At 41.3% G+C, this 22,372-nt stretch carries 19 protein-coding genes; 14 read left to right on the top strand and 5 right to left on the bottom strand.

Annotation, left to right across the window (positions count from 1 at the left end):
- The 9 genes from mltG (at position 1) to C5469_RS04415 (ending at position 8,250) form a co-directional block, all read left to right on the top strand.
- A complete protein-coding gene (gene mltG / locus C5469_RS04455) occupies positions 1 to 1,026 on the top strand; it encodes an endolytic transglycosylase MltG (RefSeq protein ID WP_166302860.1) in 1,026 nt (341 codons plus the stop codon).
- On the top strand, positions 1,023 to 1,661 hold the full coding sequence (gene tmk, locus C5469_RS04450; RefSeq protein ID WP_166302857.1) for a dTMP kinase: 639 nt from the start codon (positions 1,023 to 1,025) through the stop codon (positions 1,659 to 1,661). The genes mltG and tmk overlap by 4 nt, the downstream gene beginning before the upstream one ends.
- Complete coding sequence (gene holB / locus C5469_RS04445) at positions 1,661 to 2,644, top strand: DNA polymerase III subunit delta' (protein WP_166302854.1); 984 nt, start codon at positions 1,661 to 1,663, stop codon at positions 2,642 to 2,644. The genes tmk and holB overlap by 1 nt, the downstream gene beginning before the upstream one ends.
- A 30-nt stretch (positions 2,645 to 2,674) precedes the next feature.
- Positions 2,675 to 3,460 carry a metal-dependent hydrolase gene (locus tag C5469_RS04440; RefSeq protein ID WP_166302851.1) on the top strand — a complete coding sequence of 262 codons (786 nt, stop codon included), beginning with the start codon at positions 2,675 to 2,677 and terminating at the stop codon, positions 3,458 to 3,460.
- A gap of 71 nt (positions 3,461 to 3,531) precedes the next feature.
- Positions 3,532 to 3,882, top strand: a complete 351-nt coding sequence (gene hinT, locus C5469_RS04435; protein WP_166302848.1) for a purine nucleoside phosphoramidase — start codon at positions 3,532 to 3,534, stop codon at positions 3,880 to 3,882.
- Between the two features lie 178 nt (positions 3,883 to 4,060).
- The gene (gene lpoB, locus C5469_RS04430) at positions 4,061 to 4,627 is read left to right on the top strand and encodes a penicillin-binding protein activator LpoB (protein WP_166302845.1); all 567 of its coding nucleotides are present in this window, start codon (positions 4,061 to 4,063) and stop codon (positions 4,625 to 4,627) included.
- On the top strand, positions 4,590 to 5,477 hold the full coding sequence (thiK, locus tag C5469_RS04425; RefSeq protein WP_339413670.1) for a thiamine kinase: 888 nt from the start codon (positions 4,590 to 4,592) through the stop codon (positions 5,475 to 5,477). Before lpoB ends, thiK begins: the two co-directional genes overlap by 38 nt.
- Before the next feature lie 47 nt (positions 5,478 to 5,524).
- Positions 5,525 to 6,547: a beta-N-acetylhexosaminidase gene (gene nagZ, locus C5469_RS04420; RefSeq protein WP_166302842.1), complete on the top strand. Its 1,023-nt coding sequence runs from the start codon at positions 5,525 to 5,527 to the stop codon at positions 6,545 to 6,547.
- A gap of 398 nt (positions 6,548 to 6,945) precedes the next feature.
- Complete coding sequence (locus C5469_RS04415; RefSeq protein ID WP_166302839.1) at positions 6,946 to 8,250, top strand: NAD(P)/FAD-dependent oxidoreductase; 1,305 nt, start codon at positions 6,946 to 6,948, stop codon at positions 8,248 to 8,250.
- 81 nt (positions 8,251 to 8,331) lie between these two features.
- Here the strand turns inward: C5469_RS04415 and C5469_RS04410 are convergent, their stop codons facing one another.
- The 5 genes from C5469_RS04410 to mfd all read right to left on the bottom strand — a co-directional run bounded on the left by C5469_RS04410 (position 8,332) and on the right by mfd (position 16,725).
- Positions 8,332 to 10,005 carry a S8 family peptidase gene (locus C5469_RS04410; RefSeq protein WP_166302836.1) on the bottom strand — a complete coding sequence of 558 codons (1,674 nt, stop codon included), beginning with the start codon at positions 10,003 to 10,005 and terminating at the stop codon, positions 8,332 to 8,334.
- 205 nt (positions 10,006 to 10,210) lie between these two features.
- A complete protein-coding gene (locus tag C5469_RS04405; protein ID WP_166302833.1) occupies positions 10,211 to 10,639 on the bottom strand; it encodes an N-acetyltransferase in 429 nt (142 codons plus the stop codon).
- Positions 10,640 to 10,762: 123 nt separating this feature from the next.
- Complete coding sequence (locus C5469_RS04400) at positions 10,763 to 11,608, bottom strand: TauD/TfdA family dioxygenase (protein ID WP_166303013.1); 846 nt, start codon at positions 11,606 to 11,608, stop codon at positions 10,763 to 10,765.
- Between the two features lie 12 nt (positions 11,609 to 11,620).
- Positions 11,621 to 12,598 carry an L-tyrosine isonitrile synthase gene (gene pvcA / locus C5469_RS04395; protein WP_166302830.1) on the bottom strand — a complete coding sequence of 326 codons (978 nt, stop codon included), beginning with the start codon at positions 12,596 to 12,598 and terminating at the stop codon, positions 11,621 to 11,623.
- Positions 12,599 to 13,275: 677 nt separating this feature from the next.
- On the bottom strand, positions 13,276 to 16,725 hold the full coding sequence (gene mfd / locus C5469_RS04390; protein WP_166302827.1) for a transcription-repair coupling factor: 3,450 nt from the start codon (positions 16,723 to 16,725) through the stop codon (positions 13,276 to 13,278).
- A 198-nt stretch (positions 16,726 to 16,923) separates the two neighbouring features.
- Here mfd and lolC point away from each other — a divergent pair, with 198 nt between their 5' ends.
- From lolC to pepT, 5 genes are all read left to right on the top strand, one after another.
- Positions 16,924 to 18,126, top strand: a complete 1,203-nt coding sequence (gene lolC, locus C5469_RS04385) for a lipoprotein-releasing ABC transporter permease subunit LolC (RefSeq protein WP_166302824.1) — start codon at positions 16,924 to 16,926, stop codon at positions 18,124 to 18,126.
- Positions 18,119 to 18,823 (top strand): lipoprotein-releasing ABC transporter ATP-binding protein LolD, encoded by a 705-nt coding sequence (lolD, locus tag C5469_RS04380; protein ID WP_166302821.1) that lies wholly within the window; start codon positions 18,119 to 18,121, stop codon positions 18,821 to 18,823. The genes lolC and lolD overlap by 8 nt, the downstream gene beginning before the upstream one ends.
- The gene (lolE, locus tag C5469_RS04375; RefSeq protein WP_166302818.1) at positions 18,823 to 20,070 is read left to right on the top strand and encodes a lipoprotein-releasing ABC transporter permease subunit LolE; all 1,248 of its coding nucleotides are present in this window, start codon (positions 18,823 to 18,825) and stop codon (positions 20,068 to 20,070) included. Before lolD ends, lolE begins: the two co-directional genes overlap by 1 nt.
- A gap of 93 nt (positions 20,071 to 20,163) precedes the next feature.
- The gene (cobB, locus tag C5469_RS04370) at positions 20,164 to 21,006 is read left to right on the top strand and encodes a Sir2 family NAD+-dependent deacetylase (protein WP_166302815.1); all 843 of its coding nucleotides are present in this window, start codon (positions 20,164 to 20,166) and stop codon (positions 21,004 to 21,006) included.
- A gap of 56 nt (positions 21,007 to 21,062) precedes the next feature.
- A complete protein-coding gene (gene pepT / locus C5469_RS04365; protein WP_166302812.1) occupies positions 21,063 to 22,325 on the top strand; it encodes a peptidase T in 1,263 nt (420 codons plus the stop codon).
- Positions 22,326 to 22,372 lie beyond the last annotated feature (47 nt).

The following is a 22,372-nucleotide window of genomic DNA, read 5'->3' as shown; positions in this document are numbered from 1 at the left end:
ATGAAACGGAAAAAACGTCTTTTTACCCTATTGGTTCTGATTGTCATTGTGGCAGTAATATTGTTCTATGCTGGCTATAAAAAAGTTGAAAAATTTGCAGATCAAACACTGGCAATCAAACAAGATTTGATATTTACACTGCCAGCCGGCATTGGCCGCAATAGTTTGGAAACATTACTGGTTCAGGATAGTCTGATTAAAGACAGCCATATTTTCCCTTGGTTATTAAGGCTGGAGCCAAAACTCGCCGAGTTTAAATCGGGAACTTACCAGTTGACACGAGAAATGACTTTGCGGGAAATGTTGCAATTATTCTCCAGTGGTAAAGAGGCACAATTCACGGTCCGTTTTGTTGAAGGCAGCCGTTTGTCTGATTGGTGGAAAATACTACAACAATCTGAGTATATTAAGCATGAACTGGATGATAAAAATGCTCAGGAATTAGCTAAGATTATGGGTATCAAGGATACTGATACCTTAGAAGGATGGCTCTATCCTGATACTTATCTCTACACGGCGGGTACAAGCGATATAGCGTTACTGAAGCGGGCATACCGACAGATGAAAATGACGCTCGAAGAGGAATGGAAAGGACGTGCTAAAGATCTACCTTATAAAAATGCTTATGAGATGTTGATTATGGCGTCGATCATTGAGAAAGAGACAAGTGTTGAAGCAGAACGGACAAAAGTTGCTTCTGTATTTATTAATCGCTTACGGATAAATATGCGGCTACAAACTGATCCGACGGTGATCTACGGTTTAGGTGAAAAATATAGAGGCACTATTTTTCGTAAAGATTTAACCACATTGACGCCATACAATACTTATATGATTAATGGCTTGCCACCAACACCGATTGCCATGCCCGGTCTGGCTTCAATAAAAGCCGCCGCGCATCCGGCAGAAACTGAATTTCTCTATTTTGTGGCGGATGGTAAAGGTGGTCATACTTTTACGACCAATCTGGCTGCACATAACAGGGCGGTGAATATTTACCGTCAGGGATTAAGACAAGGCAAATGAACAGCAAATTTATTGTTATTGAAGGGCTGGAAGGTGCCGGAAAAACCTCAGCGATGGAAACGGTCGTTGAAATATTGAAGCAGCACGGTATTCAGGATTTAGTTTTTACCCGTGAACCGGGAGGAACACCGTTGGCAGAAAGACTGCGTGAGTTGATTAAGCAAGGTATTGAAGGTGAACTTCTGACTGATAAAGCAGAGGTGTTGATGTTATATGCAGCCAGAGTTCAGTTGGTTGAAAATGTGATTAAACCTGCTTTAGCTCGTGGTTCATGGGTTGTTGGTGATCGTCATGATCTCTCTTCTCAGGCTTATCAAGGAGGAGGGCGCGGTATTGATAAAAACTTGATGACTTCGCTGCGTGATGCTGTCCTTGGTAGTTTTCGCCCTGATCTGACTATTTATCTTGATCTTCCTCCTAAAGTTGGTTTGTTACGTGCCTGTCAGCGTGGGGAATTAGACAGAATTGAAAAGGAATCGATGGATTTCTTTGATCGCACTCGTAGTTGTTATTTGGAGTTTGCGGCACAGGATAAGAGTATTGTGACAGTTGATGCTTCCCAACCAATAGGGCGGGTACAAGCAGATATTTGCCAGGTACTTAAGCAATGGTTGAAACAGCAGGAAAGTTGCTGATGAACTGGTATCCATGGCTTAGTCAGTCATATCGTCAGTTGGTGGAATCTCATCAACAGGGACATGGACATCATGCTTTATTGCTTCATGCTAATGCAGGATCAGGGGCTGATGTATTGATATACGGATTAAGCCGCTGGTTGATGTGTCAGAATAAACAGGCAATGAAAAGCTGTGGAGAGTGTCATAGTTGCCGTCTGATGATGGCAGAAACCCATCCAGATTGGCATATTTTGTCACCGGAAAAGGGTAAAACCAGTATCGGTGTTGAGGTGGTACGCCAGGTTACGGAAACGCTCTATCGTCGTTCCCAGCAAGGTGGGGTAAAAATTGTTTGGTTACCTTCGGCAGAAGGTTTGACAGACGCGGCGGCCAATGCATTATTGAAAACATTGGAAGAACCGCCGGAATATACTTATTTTCTGTTGGAGTGCCGGCAGCCAGCCAGCCTTCTGGCAACTTTGCGTAGCCGCTGTTTTTATTATTTTCTACCTGTACCAAGGGCGGAGAGCAGTCTTTATTGGTTGCAAAAACAGTTACCCTCAATTTCTTCGAACGATGCAATGACGGCTTTGAAACTGTCTCAAGGGGCTCCTATTGCGGCAGAGCAATTACTGCAACCGGAGCAATGGCAGGTGCGGAGGCAGTTTTGTCAGGCTATTGAACAGGCGTTGGATAAACGTGATGCTTTGTCATTTTTACCCCAATTAAATCACGAAAATGCGCCGCAACGTCTTCACTGGCTCATCAGCTTGTTACTTGATGCGGTCAAGTGGCAGCAGCATGCCCAAAATTATTGCATCAATCAGGATCAACAAACGCTGATTTATCAATTGAGTTCCATGCATACTACAACTGTTTTACTACAAGGCGTTAATGACTGGACATATTGTCGTCATCAGCTACTTTCAGTAGTGGGCGTAAATTGGGAACTGTTACTGACAGAGCAATTGCTTAATTGGGAAAAACAGTTTAATTCATAACCCTGAAATTTTTTTGTATACGAGTTTAATATGTTGTTAGTTGATTCACATTGTCATCTCGATTGCCTTGATTATGAAAAGCTACATAAAAATGTAGATGACGTTGTCGCAAAAGCGGCAGATCGGGAGGTAAAATTTATGCTGGCAGTAGCGACGACGCTATCCGGTTTCCGGCAAATGAAAACTTTAATTGGTGAGCGGGAAAATATCGTTTTTTCCTGTGGTATTCATCCACTTAATTTAGATGAAGGCTATGATTTTGATGAGTTGGCACATTTAGCTGCCGGCAATGAAGTTGTTGCTCTGGGTGAAACTGGGCTGGATTACTATTATCAACAGGATAACGCTGAACTACAGCGAACTTCATTTCGTGAACATATCCGTATTAGCCGCAGACTTAATAAGCCTGTTATCGTTCATACCCGCAGTGCTCGTGATGACACTTTGAGGGTATTGCGTGAAGAGCAGGCACAAGAATGTGGTGGTGTTTTACATTGTTTTACCGAAGATAAAGATACCGCCAGAGAATTACTGGATTTAGGCTTCTATATTTCATTCTCTGGTATTGTGACTTTCCGTAATGCAGAGCAAATTCGTGAAGCGGCAAGATATGTACCGTTGGATCGTATTCTGATTGAAACTGATTCCCCTTATCTTGCACCAGTGCCACATCGTGGCAAAGAAAATCAGCCTGCATACGTGCGTGATGTAGCGGAATATATGGCTGTACTCAAAGGCGTAAGTATTGAAGAAATGGCTAAAGTTACCACACAGAATTTCTGTGATCTATTTCATGTTGAAGTATACAAAAACTGATTTATTAGCTTGAATTTGTGGTTTATAAGCATTCATATCTCTCTGTATTATTTGGATAAAAGGAAAATGTGATGGCAGAAGAAACTATTTTCAGTAAAATTATTCGTCGTGAAATACCTTCCGATATTATTTATCAGGACGACTTGGTAACTGCATTCCGTGATATTTCTCCGCAGGCACCGACTCATATTCTCATTGTTCCAAACGTTTTGATCCCAACGGTAAACGATGTGAAGCCAGAGCATGAATTAGCGCTGGGGCGAATAATGACGGTTGCCGCAAAAATTGCTGAACAAGAAGGTATTGCGGAAGATGGATATCGTTTAATTATGAACTGTAACCGCCATTCGGGGCAGGAAGTATATCATATCCACATGCATCTGGTTGGTGGTCGTCATTTAGGGCCACTACTGGCGAAGTAAACGTTAGGCTTTATATAGGCAGATATTCGGAGGGAATACTGACTCTAGGATCACTCCGGATATCTTGATTTTTTAAATAAATGCTCCGACTTTGTTACTGAGTTGAACTGATAATCAATTGCTGGTGTCACAGCAGGGACTTATCTGCTTTTTTAAACTCTGTAATTGGAATAGGTTGATGAAAAGAATTATTTTTGTAGCACTATCGGTCATGTTGTTAGCTGGTTGTCCGTCCTTGCCACCACAGCAGCCTGAGCCTCCAACTCCGGTTATACCGGTGCCGCCATCAGAACCGATATCACCACCTGATAAGGTTCCAGAGCCACCTAAAATGCGTATAATTGACTGGGAAGGTAGTGTGCAACCATTAGTAGAACAAATGGTTAAGACTCATGGGCTGGGAAACGGGAAGTTACTGTTAATTGATACGGTAAAGAACAATACCAATGGTGTGTTGCAAGCCATGCAAGCAACAGATGCTTTGCGTCAAGTCATTAGTAGCAAAAATGTTTTTGAATTAGTTTCCCAAAATCAGGTGCAGAGTGCTCGTCAATCTCTGGGTTTAACTGAAGAAGATAGCTTGGGATTGCGCAGCAAAGCGATTGGCCTGGCTCGCTACTTGAATGCGGATTATGTTCTCTATTCTATCGTTTCAGGTAACAGTGATAAACGTGACATCGTCATGCAACTGATGTTGGTACAGACTGGTGAAATTCTCTGGTCAGGGTTCAGTGACGTTAAGTAATGATGATCGTTTGTTGGAGGCAGTGTGTAGACAATGGCCTCATACAATAGCAAGCGATTGGAAGATAAGACCGCTAAGCGGTCTGACAAATGAAAGCCATTACGCGACTCATGGTGAATATCATATTGTTGGTCGTAGGCAGTGGCAGCAAGGGAGTCAACTCGGTGTTAATCGTCAGCGTGAGCATGCTATTTTGCTCCATCTCAGCCAGACAGAAATTGCTCCGCAAGTGATTGCCATGGATCGCCACTGGTTGTTATTAGAATGGTTGCCGGGCCATGTTATTGGACAAGATGAGTTTTCTCAGCCTGATTTTTTGCAAAAATTGGCGGCACTATTGGTCACTTTGCATCATCAGCCGCTGTTCGGTTATCCGCTTCAACTACGGCATCAATTAGAAAGCCAGTGGTTGCAAATTGATAAAACTCGTCTTACTCCGGGCTGGTTACGGCTGCATAAACGTTTTATTTCCTCTCCAATGCCTTCAATACTGAAATTGTCACCGGTTCATATGGATGTTCATTGCGGTAATTTAATCAATACGCATCAGGGGCTGAAACTCATTGACTGGGAATATGCAGCGGATACAGATATTGGGTTTGCATTAGCGGCATTGTTTCGGACTAATCATTGGGATGAATCGCAGCAACAGATGTTCTTGAACTATTATTGTGGTCAACCATCAGGATATCTGGATCGAACGTTATTGGAACATCAGATTAAATGTTGGCAACCTTGGGTTGATTACATGATTCTAATGTGGTTTGAAGTGCGTTGGAAACAGAGCCGTAATAGACAATTTTTAGAATTAGCACAACAGTTGCGTCTCTCTTTTGGTCTGGCGTTTTAATCTCTTACGCTGCATTGATTACAGTACATTTACAAGTGAGGAATGTTATGGGTCCGGTAATGTTAGATGTTGTCAGTTATGAATTGGATAGTGAAGAAAAGGAAATTTTACAACATCCATTAGTGGGCGGTTTAATTCTGTTTACCCGCAATTTTCATGATGTTGAGCAATTACGTGAATTAGTACTTCAGATTCGTAAGGCTTCTCGTCATCGTCTTGTCATTGCCGTAGATCAGGAAGGTGGCAGAGTTCAGCGTTTCCGTGAAGGTTTCACCCGTTTACCAGCGGCCCAGTCTTTTGCTGGATTGAGTAATAATTTTGATGGTATGAAATTGGCGCAAGAAGCGGGTTGGCTAATGGCATCTGAAATGATTGCAATGGATATCGACATCAGTTTTGCACCCGTTCTGGACTTAGGCCATCAATGTGTGGCTATTGGTGAACGTTCATTCCATGAAAACCCTGAACAGGCCATGATTATGGCAGAGCACTTTATTAAAGGTATGCATTCTGCTGGCATGAAATCGACGGGTAAACACTTTCCGGGACATGGTGCTGTTTGTGCCGATTCTCATAAAGAGACGCCTCAAGATGATCGCCCTCTGGAACTCATTTGTCGTCATGACATGTCTATTTTCCGTGATTTTATCCAGCGCAATTTGTTGGATGCGATTATGCCGGCTCATGTGATCTATTCTCAGGTAGATAAATATCCCGCCAGCGGATCATCATATTGGTTGAAATCAGTGTTGCGTCGGCAATTGGGCTTTAATGGTGTGATATTTTCGGATGATCTCTCTATGGAAGGTGCGGCGATTATGGGCAGTTATGCTGAACGCGGGCAGGCTGCGTTGAATGCCGGCTGTGACATGATCCTGGTGTGTAATAACCGTGATGGGGCGGTCAGTGTGCTTGATAACTTGCTGCAGACCAAAGCAGAGAAAGTATCAGAATTGTATCATCGGGGAGGTCAATTTAGTTTGAATGAGCTAAAAGATTCAAAACGCTGGCAGCGGGCTAACAAAGCATTAACGGCTTTACATGAGAAATGGCAGGGTTGTGTGCAGTAGTGATAAAAATATTTCAAATCTTCATTTGCTTATCAAAACGAGACAGTTGGCTAATGCTAGGGTAGAGAGCCTCTATCCTAGAAGCCCCATCCCTATAATTTCTCCAATGTCAGGTTTTTTAGGGCTTTTTTCTAAATCGTATTTTATTTTCTATGTAAATAGGAAAATGAGATAAATGAGAGATGAACCGAACCAACTGAAAATAAATTGACAATATTTGTGATTGATGTTTATTTATTCAAAAGAATTTGTTGTCACTCAATTTTGGTATGACCAACTAACCAGTCGTGATATTCTGTAACTATCACATCAGTTATTTATATAAAAATAAATGTTATTTAAGGTCATTGAAGTAATGCCCTTAAATAACATTTTGTTTACATTTTAGTGGAGTAGTCATGACAACACCAAAGAAGAGAATTGTGATCATTGGTGGAGGGGCTGGTGGCTTGGAACTGGCAACCAGTCTGGGGCATAAGCTGGGACGCAAAAAGAAAGCAGAAATTGTGCTGGTGGATCGTAACCAAAGCCATTTGTGGAAGCCGTTATTACATGAAGTCGCGACAGGATCACTGGACGATGGTGTTGATGCGTTGAGTTATCTGGCTCATGCCCGTAACCACTATTTCAATTTCCAATTAGGGACTTTGACCGATATTCACCGTGATACCAAAAAGATCTCTTTGGCTGAGATCCGGGATGAATATAACGAGATACTGGTTCCTGAGCGTGAATTGAGTTATGACATTCTGGTTATGGCCCTGGGCAGTAAATCTAATGATTTTGGTACGCAGGGTGTGAAAGATAACTGTATCTTCCTGGATAACCCACAACAGGCTCACCGTTTCCATAATGAAATGTTGAATCTGTTTCTCAAGTATTCTGCAAGCGGTAATCAGCAAGATAAGGTTAATATTGCAATTGTTGGTGGTGGTGCGACAGGCGTTGAGTTGTCTGCGGAATTGCATAATGCAGTAAAACAACTTAATAGTTATGGTTTTGAGGGGCTTAGTTCAGAAGCGCTAAACGTTACGTTAGTAGAAGCTGGAGAGCGTATTTTGCCGGCATTGCCAACCCGCATTTCCGCTGCGGCACACCAAGAGCTGACAAAACTTGGCGTTCACGTATTGACTAAAACTATGGTGACCAGTGCTGATGAGTATGGGTTGAATACCAAAGAGGGTGAGCTGATTAAAGCTGATCTAATGGTGTGGGCTGCTGGCATCAAGGCACCGGATTTTATGAAAGATATTGCTGATCTTGAAACTAACCGGATTAATCAACTGGTGGTGAAGCCAACGTTGCAAACGACACTTGATGACCATATTTTTGCAATTGGCGATTGTGCATCATGCTCGAAGAAAGAAGGTGGTTTTGTTCCACCAAGAGCACAGGCGGCTCACCAAATGGCCAGCCGCTGTCATAGCAATATTATTGCGTTGCTGAATGACAAGCCGTTAAAAGAGTATGTTTATAAAGATCATGGTTCTTTGGTTTCATTATCTAAATTCAGTACGGTTGGCAGTCTGATGGGCAATCTGATGCGTGGCTCAATGATGATAGAAGGGCGTGTGGCGCGAGCGGTCTATATTTCTTTATATCGTATGCATCAGGTAGCTTTACATGGTTATATTAAAACTGGTTTGATGATGTTGGTTGGTGGAATTAACCGCGTAATTCGTCCACGATTAAAATTGCATTAATTATTCAGTTGATAAGGCTACCAGCGATTAGCTGGTAGCCTTTATAAGGTATGACTTTTTTACTTGAAATAGTTTACTTAATTAAGAAAATAGACGATCCATTAGTTTGAAAGCATTTGCGACATTCGGACGCGAACCAATTCCCTGTATTTCTCCTATTGTAAAACCACTGTTTTTAACCAATGTCGCTATTTGATAGCAATTAAGATATTTATGATATTTTGACTTTGCATAAGACTGAATGAGTGCTAATGCACCTGAAACTAAAGGTGTTGCACTGGATGTCCCATTATAACTATGAGTATAGTTCCTATTATTTCCTGGTAGTTTTTGTAAGTCCGAATATCCAGTTGTTGTAACATTCTCACCCCAGGAATTTAAACTAGTATGGAGATTATGATTGGAAAAGCCTAACCTGTGTCCATTAATTGATGTACAGGCACCGATCATAATACCGCCAGGATCGCCATAGTTAGGGAATGTGAAGTCATAGGCTAAATTAAGACCGCTATTACCAGAGGCGAAAATAATGATTGCCCCAGCATCAGCACAACTTTTTATTTTTTGCCAATAAGATTTGATGTAGGTAAAAGGATAATATCTATAATTTACTGAAATTTGAACATCTAAACTAATAATATCTCCTGGTGAAAAGCTATATATTATTTTATCAAAATCATCGACGTCATAAAAACGGAATTGACATTCGTGAGCAATACCAGTTACACCGAATTTATTATCCTTTGCGGCAATACAGCCGGTGGATGCTGTGCCGTGATTACAATCTTGTGTTTCTGGACGGCTGTTGATAACCGTAATATTACCAACTAAATCTTCATGGTTTCTGTAAACACCAAAATCAAGGTGGTGTATAGTGATACCTTGACCTTTATAACCTTCAGCCCAGGCGTTTCTGATATTCATGCCATTGTGTTCGTCTAAATATCCCTGTAGATGTGAAAAATCAGGTGTAGTGATATGAATATCAGATTCAGGAATTACTACTTCTTCTTTGGACAGAAGTAAAGGCGGTGGCGGTAGATCTTTCAAAATAGGAGTAAGGGAGCAAAATTCGACATAATCTAGTTTTTCCAGTTCATTGGTTAACTTGACTAAATCAGAATGATTAATATTAGAGTCTATTTTGTAAAGGTGAGCTAATTTACTGAATTCTTGAGTTTTCCAGGTTTTCTTATCTAAATCTTCTTGATTAAAAACAGGTTCTATCTCTATTGTGTGTTTAAGTGAATTAAAAACAGGTAATAAATTATTTCTTTCGATTTCAAGTCTTTTTAATCCATCAGGAGAAAACATGATTTCAAGCTTGTATTTTAAATTGTCATTTGGAATGTAATTGTTTCCTTTTAGAGAGATAGTTCTATATTCAAATGTGGTTTGTTCCGGAGGGATAGGGTTAATGTTAATATCATTACTTGCATTTTTATTTATTTCATCTATTTCTTTTTCTATATCAAATAGCAAGTCTGATTCTTTTATTTCTATGTTTTTTGGTGGTAGGTTTTTAATAGTTTTACCATCTTTAATGATAGTGGTTTCTATTATATAATTTGCGGGTTTAAGCGAAGTGAAACAGGAGAGTTGATTGTTTTCACTATAATGTTCATATATTTCTTTTGTGGTTAAATTGGTTAATGTATGTTTTGTTTCTGTATCTTTACCTATTTTACCATGACATTTTAGATATAGATTTCCGTCAAACTTTGCAGATCTAAAATATTCAAGAGATATAGACATTGTTATTTTCCTCTTTATTGTTAATCGCCTCCTTAGTATAACTATAACTTGGTATTTAAAATTACTATTATTTCTCAGTCCATAGAGAGCGATTGGGCTATCTATATTGATTATTACTGAGTGTGATTTATAAATAAATTTATAATCTATTGGGAAATGAATTTTTTATTTTCTAAGATTAGAATAAGGGGTCTGATTGAAAAGGTCAGGTTCTAATATATTCCATTAATAGCGCAGGGTAACCTGTATTTTTATCTATTATTTTTTCTTTTTCCGCGAAACCACAGTTAAGATAGAAATTGATGGAGTTTGTATTTTGGCAATAAACCTCTAATTCCAGTTTATTCCGTAGATTTTTTGCAAAGTTGATAAGTTGTTTACCGATACCTTTTCCTTGCTCTAATGGTGCAACAAAGATCGCAGCAATACAATTTTCATATAGGCTGAAAAAACCTATTACAGAACCTTGCTTTTCATACACATAATTTTCTGATAATGGAAGATAAATATCGCGCATATCATCTACTTTGCTTTTCCAGAAATCAGCATCAATGAATTTGTGGGCAATCAATGATGCTGATAGCCAGATGTGCAGAATAGAATCCATATCCTGTGTGTTAAAAGGGCGGATCATTATTGACTCCCGGTAAATTTATTTTAGCTGGTATTATATTGCAGACATAAAGGGTCAGCGTACTACAATGGGAGTTGGGAGTCAAAGTAATAATTTTTCCAGTTTTTCGTCTGTATAAGAATATTATGATCTTAACGCCTGATTATTAAAGACCGGATCAGATTGAATGTGGATTCTCTGTAAATGCCGTTCTGATTTGGAAGTAAAACCTTCACGTCCATGCAATAGAGAGAAATTATCCACAATCACGAGATCACCTTTTTGCCAGGCATGAGCGTATAAGTGGCGCTTGTCGTACAGTATATTTATAAAATCTTGCTGGAATTCGTCTACCTGATCGGCGCTGATATTATGGTATTCAATAGCATGTTTATTAAGGAATTTTTCACCATCTATTGCTGGTTCATTATATCTAATAACGAATCCGTTTCCGTCCGGGTGTTCTTCTAATAGAGGAGAATGAACTTCTCCACCATAATGAGTGACTTTATTAATACGATAAGTAACAGATATATTTTTCCATTGTTCTAATTGCTGCTGGGTAGCATTAGCAATAACACGACGGGTATTGACAAAGGTTGTCCTACCTCCTTGGTCACTTTCAGGTGCGTGGGCACAATGGAACATAATAAATTCGGGAATTGTCGGTTTATACATGCCATCCCAGTGAAGTGGCATATAGGTGTTATCAAAGACATGGTCGGTAGCATCTTGGTGTTCACGGACATCTAAGATGGCACCAAATGGCCACATCATTATTTCTCCCCAACTACGGGCATATTCTTCGTATTTTTCGTGATCGGATAAGTTAGATTTGAAACCACGTAATATAAGCAGATTGTGTTTTTTAGTCAGTTCTCTCAGTTGTTCCACTGATAGCGTATCAATATGTTGATCGGAATATTGTGGTGTGATTTTTAGACCAAAAGGTATGATCTCTTCTGTCTGAAATTTATTTAATTCTGTCATCATCTTTTTCCTTTAAATTACATAGTGGCTGGGTTTTCCATGAATATTGACTAATTTCCCGCCCATCATCTGAACTTCTTTGTGTTTCATAAGTATAAATTGCCCATTTACATTGGCTGCGACACCATGCCAAGGGGTTAACCAGTCATCCCTAGTTGGCATCATATGAATACCGAATTTAATACTGTCTGCTGGTTGAGGATGAATAGACAGACGTATGGCTTTTGGGAAATGGGTATCTAATAAACTTCCCCATGCCCAGCTTCGTTGAATAACACCGATAGCTCTTTGTTTGGCATCTTTTTGCAGGGCATTGTTTGATCCGGTATAACCAGGTAATAAGCTGTCTTCATATAAAAAGCGGGTGACTGCACGATACAATTGCAATCCATCATTATTTTGTAACAATTCATCTTTGATGGATTCTTCAGATCGGGCGTAATGTTTTACTAGCATATCTCTCTGTAAGTTAAAATTATCGCTATGCTCGCAGAGTCCCTTATCATCGTTGAGATTAAATGTACCTAAGTTTATAGCGCCCATTTCATGGAGTAATTGTTTAATATCTTCATGATATTGGCTGATAACTTCGTCTTTGACATGAATTAGATCACCGAAAACATGTCCGTCTGAACAAATGATAATGCGTGCGCCAGGAGGATAATAAAGCTGGATACGCTGGCATAGAGAATTAAGAAAACTCAAAGATAAGCGTTCTGCCATATCGGGAGCGGTACCAAGTACTTTATTTTTGTTTGGCGATTTGGTTGGGAACGCGGGTAAAATAAATTCTATAGGTTCTTTATTTCTGATAAAATATTCAATTCGGGGTAACTGTACACTCTTAATGCTCTCTTCTTCTTGAGCTAAATCTCTTCCTGAATCGGTTAGGTGTCGGCGGTATTGCAATAATTCATGCAGAATTTGCATTGAGATATTTTTAGAGGAAATATTATCGGAAGTAATATTATTATCAGTAACACTTTGCATAATGACTATTTCTCATATTTGTTATAAATATCTATTATTTTTTCTTAATAGATAAATAGCGGTTTAACTAATTGGTATAGACGAAGTGTAAGATAATGCAATTAAAAGATAATATAATATTTAGGAATATATAATAATTTATTTTTTAATAAACAATATGTTTGAATATGATTTTTATAATTACTCAATATATTTGATTGATTGTTACAATAGGGCACAGTTTCGCAATATTATTAGCATATTAAATAACTGGTACGATCACTTTAATCGAATGGCAACTTAAGCTGAATTGATGTCTGTGGGATGAAATTGTTGAACGGTCTTATATCGGTATTTTATTAAAATTGCGCTTAAATAATGAGGTTAAGGAACTTCTTTTTTCTAGTTATTATCTTGGGTTATACAATGTTGCTTATGCATAAGTAAAAATAATGATTATAACAGGATAGAGTAATGCAAATTAAAGTGGCCTATTGTTAAATAGGATTGATAATACGGGTCGCTATTACGAACATGACTATACCCGTTATCTTTCAAGTTGCTGCTTTGTTGGCTGCTTTCACTTACCGCCGTGCTGTAATTTGAAATCTATTGGGTATAGTTTAGTTTCGCAAGGCGAATTGCAACACTTCCCCACAGATTGATAATCAATCACGGACAGGGAAGTGAAAAATGACTTAGGAGTTGCACTGATGCTGTTCAAAAGTACTTAGTAACTGCTGGATAAATTCCAGACGCGATGTCCTTTCGTTCAGGTCAGTAATGAATTTCAGTTTTGTTGGGCCATCCAGTCGATAAATTTCAGGCTGTTTTTGTAATAGATTAATCAGATAAGTTGGATCAACTTTATTTTTCTCACTAAACTCGATGAATCCTCCTTTCTCATGGGCTTCTATTCGCTTAATACCTAATTTCTGAGCTGACAGGCGAATTGTGGCTGATTGTAATAAATGGCGTCCTGAATCAGGCAATGTGCCAAATCGGTCTATCAATTCAACTTTTAATTCTGCCAATTCTGGTTTGTCTCTGGCACTGGCAATCCGTTTGTAGAAAGACAAGCGCATATTAACATCAGGAATATAATCATCAGGTAACAAGACAGGCATGCGTAATTCAACATCAGTCTGGCTATTTGTTAAATCTTCAAGTGAAGGTTCACGACCCGCTTTTAGTGAATCGACAGCGCTTTCCAATAGTTCCATATAGAGTGTGAAGCCAATGGTTGTCATCTGGCCGCTTTGTTCTTCACCAAGTAGTTCCCCGGCTCCACGGATTTCAAGGTCATGAGTGGCTAGTGCAAAACCTGCACCTAAATCCTCAAGCGAAGCGATTGCTTCCAGACGTTTATGGGCATCGGTTGTCATTGCTTTCGGATGTGGAGTCAAAAGATAAGCGTAAGCCTGATGATGAGAACGTCCAACACGTCCACGCAGTTGATGCAATTGAGCAAGGCCGAAATGGTCAGCACGTTCAATAATGATAGTATTGGCACTTGGAATATCAATGCCAGTCTCAATAATCGTAGTACAGATCAGAACATTAAATCGTTGATGATGGAAATCGGTCATCACCCGTTCTAAATCTCGTTCACGCATCTGCCCATGGCCAATGGCGATCCGTGCTTCTGGTACCAACTCTTCAAGACGTAGTTTGGCTTTCTCAATATTCTCAACATCATTGTAAAGATAGTAAACTTGACCACCGCGCAAGATTTCACGCAGTATTGCCTCTCGAACGACCAGGCTGTCATATTCACGGACGAATGTTTTGACTGCCAGACGGCGAGCGGGAGGTGTTGAAATGATTGATAGATCCCGCATGCTACTCATTGCCATATTGAGCGTTCGCGGAATGGGGGTTGCGGTAAGTGTCAGAATGTCGACGTCCGCACGCATGGCTTTAATCTGCTCTTTGTGACGTACACCAAACCGGTGCTCCTCATCGACAATTAACAAACCAAGATCTTTCCAGCGTAGGTTACTTTGCAGCAATTTATGAGTACCGATGATAATATCTACTTTACCAGCGGCTGCCATTTCAACCACTTGCTGTTGCTCTTTTGCGCTGCGAAAGCGGGATATCATCTCAATACGTATAGGCCAATTAGCAAAACGGTCACGGAAATTGTCAAAATGTTGCTGGGCCAGAAGCGTTGTCGGAACCAGTACAGCCACTTGTTTATCATTATGGACGGCCAGAAATGCGGAGCGCATAGCAACTTCAGTTTTACCAAATCCCACATCACCGCAAATTAGGCGATCCATTGCCACTGGCTGACGCATATCATTTAGAACGGCGTTGATAGTCTGTTCTTGATCTGGCGTAGTTTCAAATGGGAAGCTTTGGCAGAATAATTGGTATTGTTCCTGATCATGTTTAAATGCAAATCCTGGTTTTACGGCACGGTGAGCATAAATATCGAGCAGTTCGGCGGCGACATCACGTACTTTTTCAGCTGCTTTCTGGCGGGCTTTGCTCCATGTCTCTCCACCCAATTTATGTAACGGGGCATTTTCATCTGCACCACCTGCGTAGCGACTAATCAGATGCAGTGAAGACACGGGTACATAGAGCTTGTCATCACCAGCATAGCTCAATATCAAGTATTCTGTTTTGATGCTACCCGCTTCGAGAGTGGTTAACCCCTGATAACGACCAACACCATGTTCCAGATGGACGACGGGTTGACTGGGGCGTAATTCTGCCAGGTTACGAATCAGGGTATCGGTATTAATAGTGCGGCGAGTATCCTGAGTGCGGCGGACAACACGCTCCCCAAGCATGTCGCTTTCACAGATCAGGGTAAGTTCATTCTTGTTATCGATAAAACCATGTTCAGCAGCACCAATCATTAAAAAGTGACCCGGTTCCTGAGCTTCATCTAGTTTGCTGATTTTTATTGGTTTAATCTTTATTCGTGACAACAATTCTTGCAATGTTTCTTTGCGGCCTTCGCTCTCAACGGAGAAAATAACACGGCCATTGAATTGCTCAAGGAAACAGCGAAGTTTATCCAGCGGTGCTTTATTTTGTGCGACGATAGATAGATCAGGTAGTCGTTGATAATCGAGATTTGTGTGGCTGGCTTTTTTACTAAGCTCTTCCGTTTTGAGTTGAATACGAGGCCAGTTTTTCAGTTCAGAGAATAACCTATCAGCTGGAAGCCAGAGCTCTTCCGGTGGTAAAAGCGGTCGCATTGGATCAACTTTACGGTTCACAAAACGCTGTTGAACATCTTGCCAGAAGCGTTCAGCAGAGCTGTTGACTTCTTGGCTGATGATAATCAAGGTATTATCTGGTAGATAATCAAACAACGAGGGCAAGGGTTGTTTGAAAAACAGCGGTTGCCAATATTCTATCCCGGCGGGTAACGTGCCTTTACTAACTTGCTGATAAATGTGCTCACTATCACGACGGACTTCGAAACGTTCCCGCCACTGGCTGCGGAACAGTTCAATAGTTTCTTTATCTGTTGGAAATTCATGAGCAGGTAATAAGTTGATTTGCTTGACCTCAGTTAGCGTGCGCTGACTGTCAACATCAAAAATTCTCAGGCTATCAATGTCATCATCGAAAAAATCGATACGATAAGGATGCTCGCTTCCCATTGGAAAAAGGTCAAGCAATGCGCCTCGGGTGGCAAATTCACCATGTTCGAGAACCTGCTCAACGCTGCGATAGCCCGCCTGTTCCAGTTCAGCACGGAGTTTATTCTGTGAGAGCTTTTGTCCTTTATGCATAACCAATGCATGCCCGTGAAGATATTCATGTGGGCAAACCCGCTGCATTAAGGTATTTACCGGCAGGATTAAAACACCCTTGGTTACTGTTGGCAGACGATAAAGTGTAGACAGGCGGTTAGAAATAATTTCCTGATGAGGAGAAAAACTGTCATAGGGCAGTGTTTCCCAGTCAGAAAGTATATTGATAGGACAGTCGGTAAACTGATGGACTTCATCATGCAGACGTAAAGCGTTTTGCATATCCTTGGTTATCAGTACGACAGGACCTTGATGGCGTTCGACAATTTCAGCACACTCTACAGCATAGGCTGCACCAGTGAGCTGACCTAACTGGCGGCTATCACCGCGGCGTTCAGGAAGTTCATAACGGTATTTTGAGGACATAAGCGTTAATGTGTTCTCTATGATTCAGCCCATTCCCAACAGATTTTTTGACCCATAATGGCCTTAAAATAAACACGCTGGCAGGTTGAGAAAAAATAAAAAAAACCACAGATCTGGGCGTTGGTGGTTCCATAAAGTATAGCTACCCTTTATTATCCCCGAACACTTTGCTTTGGCAACAGGGGCGTAATAGATTTCATGTTTCAGTCTGTCTCATTATTTATAGGTTTGCGGTATATGCGTGGCCGTGCGGCTGACAAATTTGGCCGGTTTGTTTCATGGCTGTCAGCAATCGGTATTACTCTCGGTGTTGCTGCATTAATCACTGTATTGTCAGTGATGAATGGTTTTGAGCGTTCATTGGAAACCAGTATTCTTGGCTTGATGCCGCAGGCTGTTGTGACGTCGGCAAGTGGTTCTCTAGATCCCGTAAGGCATTCTGCTAGTGAACTTTCGAACTTAGAGCAAGTCAACAGGATTACACCATTGGTGATGGGCGACGTTGTATTGCAAAGCGCCCGTAATGTCGGTGTGGGCGTGATGTTGGGTATTACTTCAGATGAGTATGAACCACTGACTGAATACCTGGTTAACACTGTTCGCTATCAACTTGAACCCGGCAGTTATAATGTTATTTTGGGAGAAAAGTTGGCGGAGGAGCTTGGGGTAAAACGCGGCGACCGAGTTCGCCTGATGGTGCCAGGTGCAAGCCAATTGACACCAATGGGGCGTATTCCGAGTCAACGTTTGTTTATGATTGTGGGTACTTTTGCTTCTAACAGTGAAGTAGACGGCACACAAATTCTGGTTAATCAACAAGATGCTGCCCGCTTGATGCGTTACCCGCAGGGTAATATTACTGGCTGGCGTCTCTATCTCAAAGAACCGCTGGCGGTGGATAGCTTGAGCTTGCAAACTATGCCTGAAGGGTTGTTGTGGAAAGATTGGCGTGAACGTAAAGGTGAATTTTTCCAGGCTGTAAGAATGGAAAAAAACATGATGGGATTGCTGTTGAGCCTGATTATTGCTGTGGCTGCATTCAATATCATTACTTCACTTGGTTTACTGGTGATGGAAAAACAGGGTGAAGTGGCAATTTTGCAAACACAGGGACTGACACGCCGTCAGGTCATGGCGATTTTTATGATCCAAGGAGCGGGTGCCGGGATTATCGGTACATTATTGGGAACTGGGCTTGGTGTTCTACTTTCGAGCCAGCTTAATAACTTAATGCCACTTATTGGCTTGTTGACTTCAGGTGTTGAGTTACCTGTTGCTATTGAGCCATTACAAGTCGCTACAATTGCAATTTCAGCGATGGTTATTGCCCTATTATCTACGTTATATCCTTCCTGGCGTGCCGCTGCCACCCAACCTGCTGAGGCTTTGCGTTATGAATAATCAACCATTATTGTTGTGTAATAATCTGTGTAAAAAATATCAGGAAGGGCAAGTACTGACCGAAGTACTGAAAAATGTCACTTTTGCTATCAATCAGGGCGAAATGATGGCGATTGTAGGGAGTTCAGGGTCAGGTAAGAGTACGTTACTGCATTTGCTTGGTGGATTGGATACACCGACTTCCGGTGACGTTTTGTTTAAAGGGAAGTCTCTGAATAAAATGTCTTCCAGAGCCAGAGCAGAATTGCGCAATCATGAATTAGGCTTTATTTATCAGTTTCATCATCTGTTGCCAGATTTTAACGCGATAGAAAATGTGGCTATGCCGCTGCTGATTGGCGGTAAAAACCGGAATCAAGCACAGAAGAAAGCGTTGGAAATGTTGGCTGCTGTTGGTCTGGAGAAGCGGGCTCATCACCGCCAATCAGAATTATCGGGTGGTGAACGTCAGCGTGTGGCGATTGCCAGAGCATTAGTTAATGAACCTTCTTTAGTTTTGGCTGATGAGCCCACTGGCAACCTTGATTTACGTAATGCAGATAGCATTTTTGAGTTACTGGGTAAACTTAACCGGCAGCAGGGAACTGGGTTTTTGGTGGTTACCCATGATTTGAAACTTGCCAGCAAATTGGATCGTCAGGTGGAGATGCGTGACGGTTATTTGCAAGATGAATTGACCCTGACGGGAGCATTGTAATGGCAAATTTGCCTCTTTCTTTAGTTACTGCTCTTCGATTCAGCCGGGGACGCCGTCGTGGTGGAATGGTCTCCTTGATTTCAGTGATTTCTACTTTGGGAATTATGCTTGGTGTTGCAGTCCTGATTATTGGCTTGAGTGCCATGAATGGTTTTGAACGGGAACTGAGGAGCCGGATACTTTCAGTTGTTCCTCATGGTGAAATCTATGCGGTGAATCAGCCTTTTGAACAGTGGCAATCTGCATTAGAACGGGTGAAAAACACAACTGGCGTGGTTGCTGCTTCACCTTATATTACTTTCACTGGATTGATGGAAAAAGGTGCTAGTCTACATGCTGTTCAGGTAAGAGGCGTTGATTTAGTCACAGAGGCTCAGGTTAGCTCATTACCAACGTTTGTGCAGAATAATGTATGGCAACACTTTCAGGCGGGCCATCAACAGATCATTCTTGGGCAAGGGGTTGCTAATGCTTTGAAGGTTAAACAGGGCGATTGGCTGACGGTTATGATCCCAAACAGCGATCCAGAAATGAAGTTGTTGCAACCAAAACGGATTCGTTTACAGGTCAGCGGGATTTTTCAACTGAGTGGCTTACTTGATCATAGTCTGGCTCTGATTCCTTTAGCCGATGCGCAACAATATCTGGATTATAGCCAAGGGATCACCGGAATTGCTATCAAGGTTGATGATGTGTTTGCCGCTGATCGGCGGGTAAGGGCTGCTGGAGAAGCATCACAGGAATATGTCTATATCAGTAGCTGGATAAGGAATTACGGCTATATGTATCAGGATATTCAGATGGTACGCAGCATTATGTATCTGGCAATGATTCTGGTGATTGGTGTGGCGTGTTTCAATATCGTTTCTACCTTGGTTATGGCGGTAAAAGATAAAAGCAGAGATATCGCTATTTTGCGAACACTGGGAGCAAAAGACGGACAAATCAGAGCGGTTTTTCTCTGGTATGGGTTACTGGCGGGGATGACTGGCAGTATCGCAGGTGCTGTAGTTGGAATATTAGCATCACTTAATCTGACTTCACTTATCCATGGACTGGAAAAGCTGATCGGCCATCAATTCCTTTCCGGTGATGTTTACTTCATTGATTTCTTACCATCAGAGTTACATAGCATGGATGTTTTGTACGTTTTAGCAACTGCGCTGATTTTGAGTTTGCTGGCAAGTTGGTATCCGGCAAGACGGGCAAGCAAGCTTGATCCGGCACGGATTTTAAGTGGGAAATAATAAACCTATTATTGGCATCCGCTAACCAAAAGCGCTATGGTGTGAAGGAAACAGAAACCTAAGCATTATTGAGAAATCTTAAAGGAAATCAGTATGCGTGTTCGTCGTCGGCTTTGTCGATTTCGTAAGGTAAAGCGTTTGAGGCATCAGCGGTTTCGTAGCCGAATTTTCTATAGGGATAATCGATTGGCACTTGATATGAAAAAACCTTACGTAGTGGTATTGACTGGTGCGGGTATTTCAGCTGAATCGGGCATTCGGACTTTCCGTTCTTCTGATGGGTTGTGGGAAGAACATCGGGTGGAAGATGTTGCTACACCTGAAGGTTTTCAGAAAGATCCAAACTTGGTACAGGCGTTTTATAATGCCCGGCGGCGTCAGCTCCAACAATCGGATATAAAGCCGAACACAGCGCATTATGCTTTGGCAGCGCTGGAGCATGAACTTGGTGACCATTTTCTGTTGATTACTCAGAATATCGATAATCTTCATGAACGGGCAGGTAGTTGCCGCACGGTACATATGCACGGTGAGTTACTCAAGATCCGTTGCTGCCAATCTGGGCAAGTGTTTGAATGGACAGGTGCACTGGCTACAGATGAGCGCTGCCATTGCTGTCAGTTCCCATCACCGTTGCGTCCACATATTGTTTGGTTTGGTGAAATGCCTTTTGGTATGGAAGAGATCTATTCTGCACTGGCTCAGGCAGATATTTTCATTGCGATCGGCACCTCCGGGCATGTTTATCCTGCGGCTGGATTTGTGCATGAAGCTAAACTATCAGGCGCACATACGGTGGAATTGAATCTGGAACCGAGTCAGGTAGAAAGCCTGTTTGATGAAAAGCACTATGGACCAGCCAGTAAAATAGTGGATGAGTATGTCCAAAGGTTAATTGATAAGATAAAAGAATTTAAAGCTGATTTGACGCAATAATTATTGTGTTTCTCTTCCTCATAATGGATAGCTAAAGTCCCGGGGGGAAGAGAACAATGGACAGATTATTAGAGCGTTTTTTTAAATACATTTCTTTTGATACTCAGTCAAAACTGTCAGCGAAAACCATTCCTAGCAGTAATGGTCAGCTTAAACTTGCCAAGGCATTGAAGCAGGAGCTAATAGAGCTAGGTTTCTCTAATGTGGTACAAAGTGAGCATGGCTGTGTGATGGCAACATTACCGGCTAATACATCGTGGCCTGTACCGGTTATCGGTTTTATTGCTCATCTTGATACTTCGCCAGATTTTTCTGGAAAAAATGTGAACCCACAAATGTTGGAAAATTACCGGGGTGGTGACATCGCTTTAGGATGCGGTGATGAAGTGTTATCGCCAGTTATGTTTCCTGTATTGCATAGTATGTTAGGAAAAACGCTTATTACCACAGATGGTAGAACACTGCTTGGTGCCGATGATAAAGCGGGTATTGCAGAAATCATTACCGCAATGGTTCGTCTGAAGAATAGCAATATTTTACATGGTGATATTCGCATAGCGTTTACACCGGACGAAGAGATAGGTAAGGGAGCACGTTATTTTGATATTGATTCATTTGATGCTGAGTGGGCGTATACCGTTGATGGTGGTGGTGTGGGTGAATTGGCATTTGAAAACTTTAATGCGGCGGTAGTAACAGTCAAGATTGTTGGCAATAATATTCATTTTGGTAATGCCAAAGGGGTCATGATTAATGCTTTGTCGCTGGCGATCCGCATTCATCAGGAATTACCATCAGGAGAAACGCCGGAACACACGGACGGATATGAAGGTTTTTATCATCTGCAACGAATTAAAGGTACGGCAGAGCGTGCTGAAATGCATTATATCATTCGTGATTTTGATCGAGATAATTTCGAAGAACGTAAAAAGAAGATGATCAAAGTTGCTGAAAAAGCAGGTAAGGGGTTACATCCTGATTGTTATATCGAACTAGCTATCGATGACAATTATTACAATATGCACGATGAAGTTATCAAATATCCGCATGTTATTAATATTGCAAAACAGGCAATGCTGGATTGTGATATTGAACCCATCATTAAGCCTATTCGTGGTGGTACTAATGGAGCACAATTGTCATTTCGTGGTTTGCCTTGCCCGAATATATTTATGGGGGGATATAATTATCATGGTAAACATGAATTTGTTTCGCTGGAAGGAATGGAACAGGCTGTAAGTGTTGTCATGCGTATTGCTGAATTGACTGCTCTGTTGTCTAAAAAAATTGGGAAAAATTCAGGTGTTTTGCAGCATTAGCTATACCCAATAGATTTCAAATTGCAGCGTGGCGGCAAGTGAACGCA

Source organism: Photorhabdus cinerea, assembly GCF_011189575.1.
In the GTDB taxonomy this organism is placed as follows: Bacteria; Pseudomonadota; Gammaproteobacteria; order Enterobacterales; family Enterobacteriaceae; genus Photorhabdus; species Photorhabdus cinerea.
This window is presented reverse-complemented; position numbering and strand designations above follow the sequence as displayed.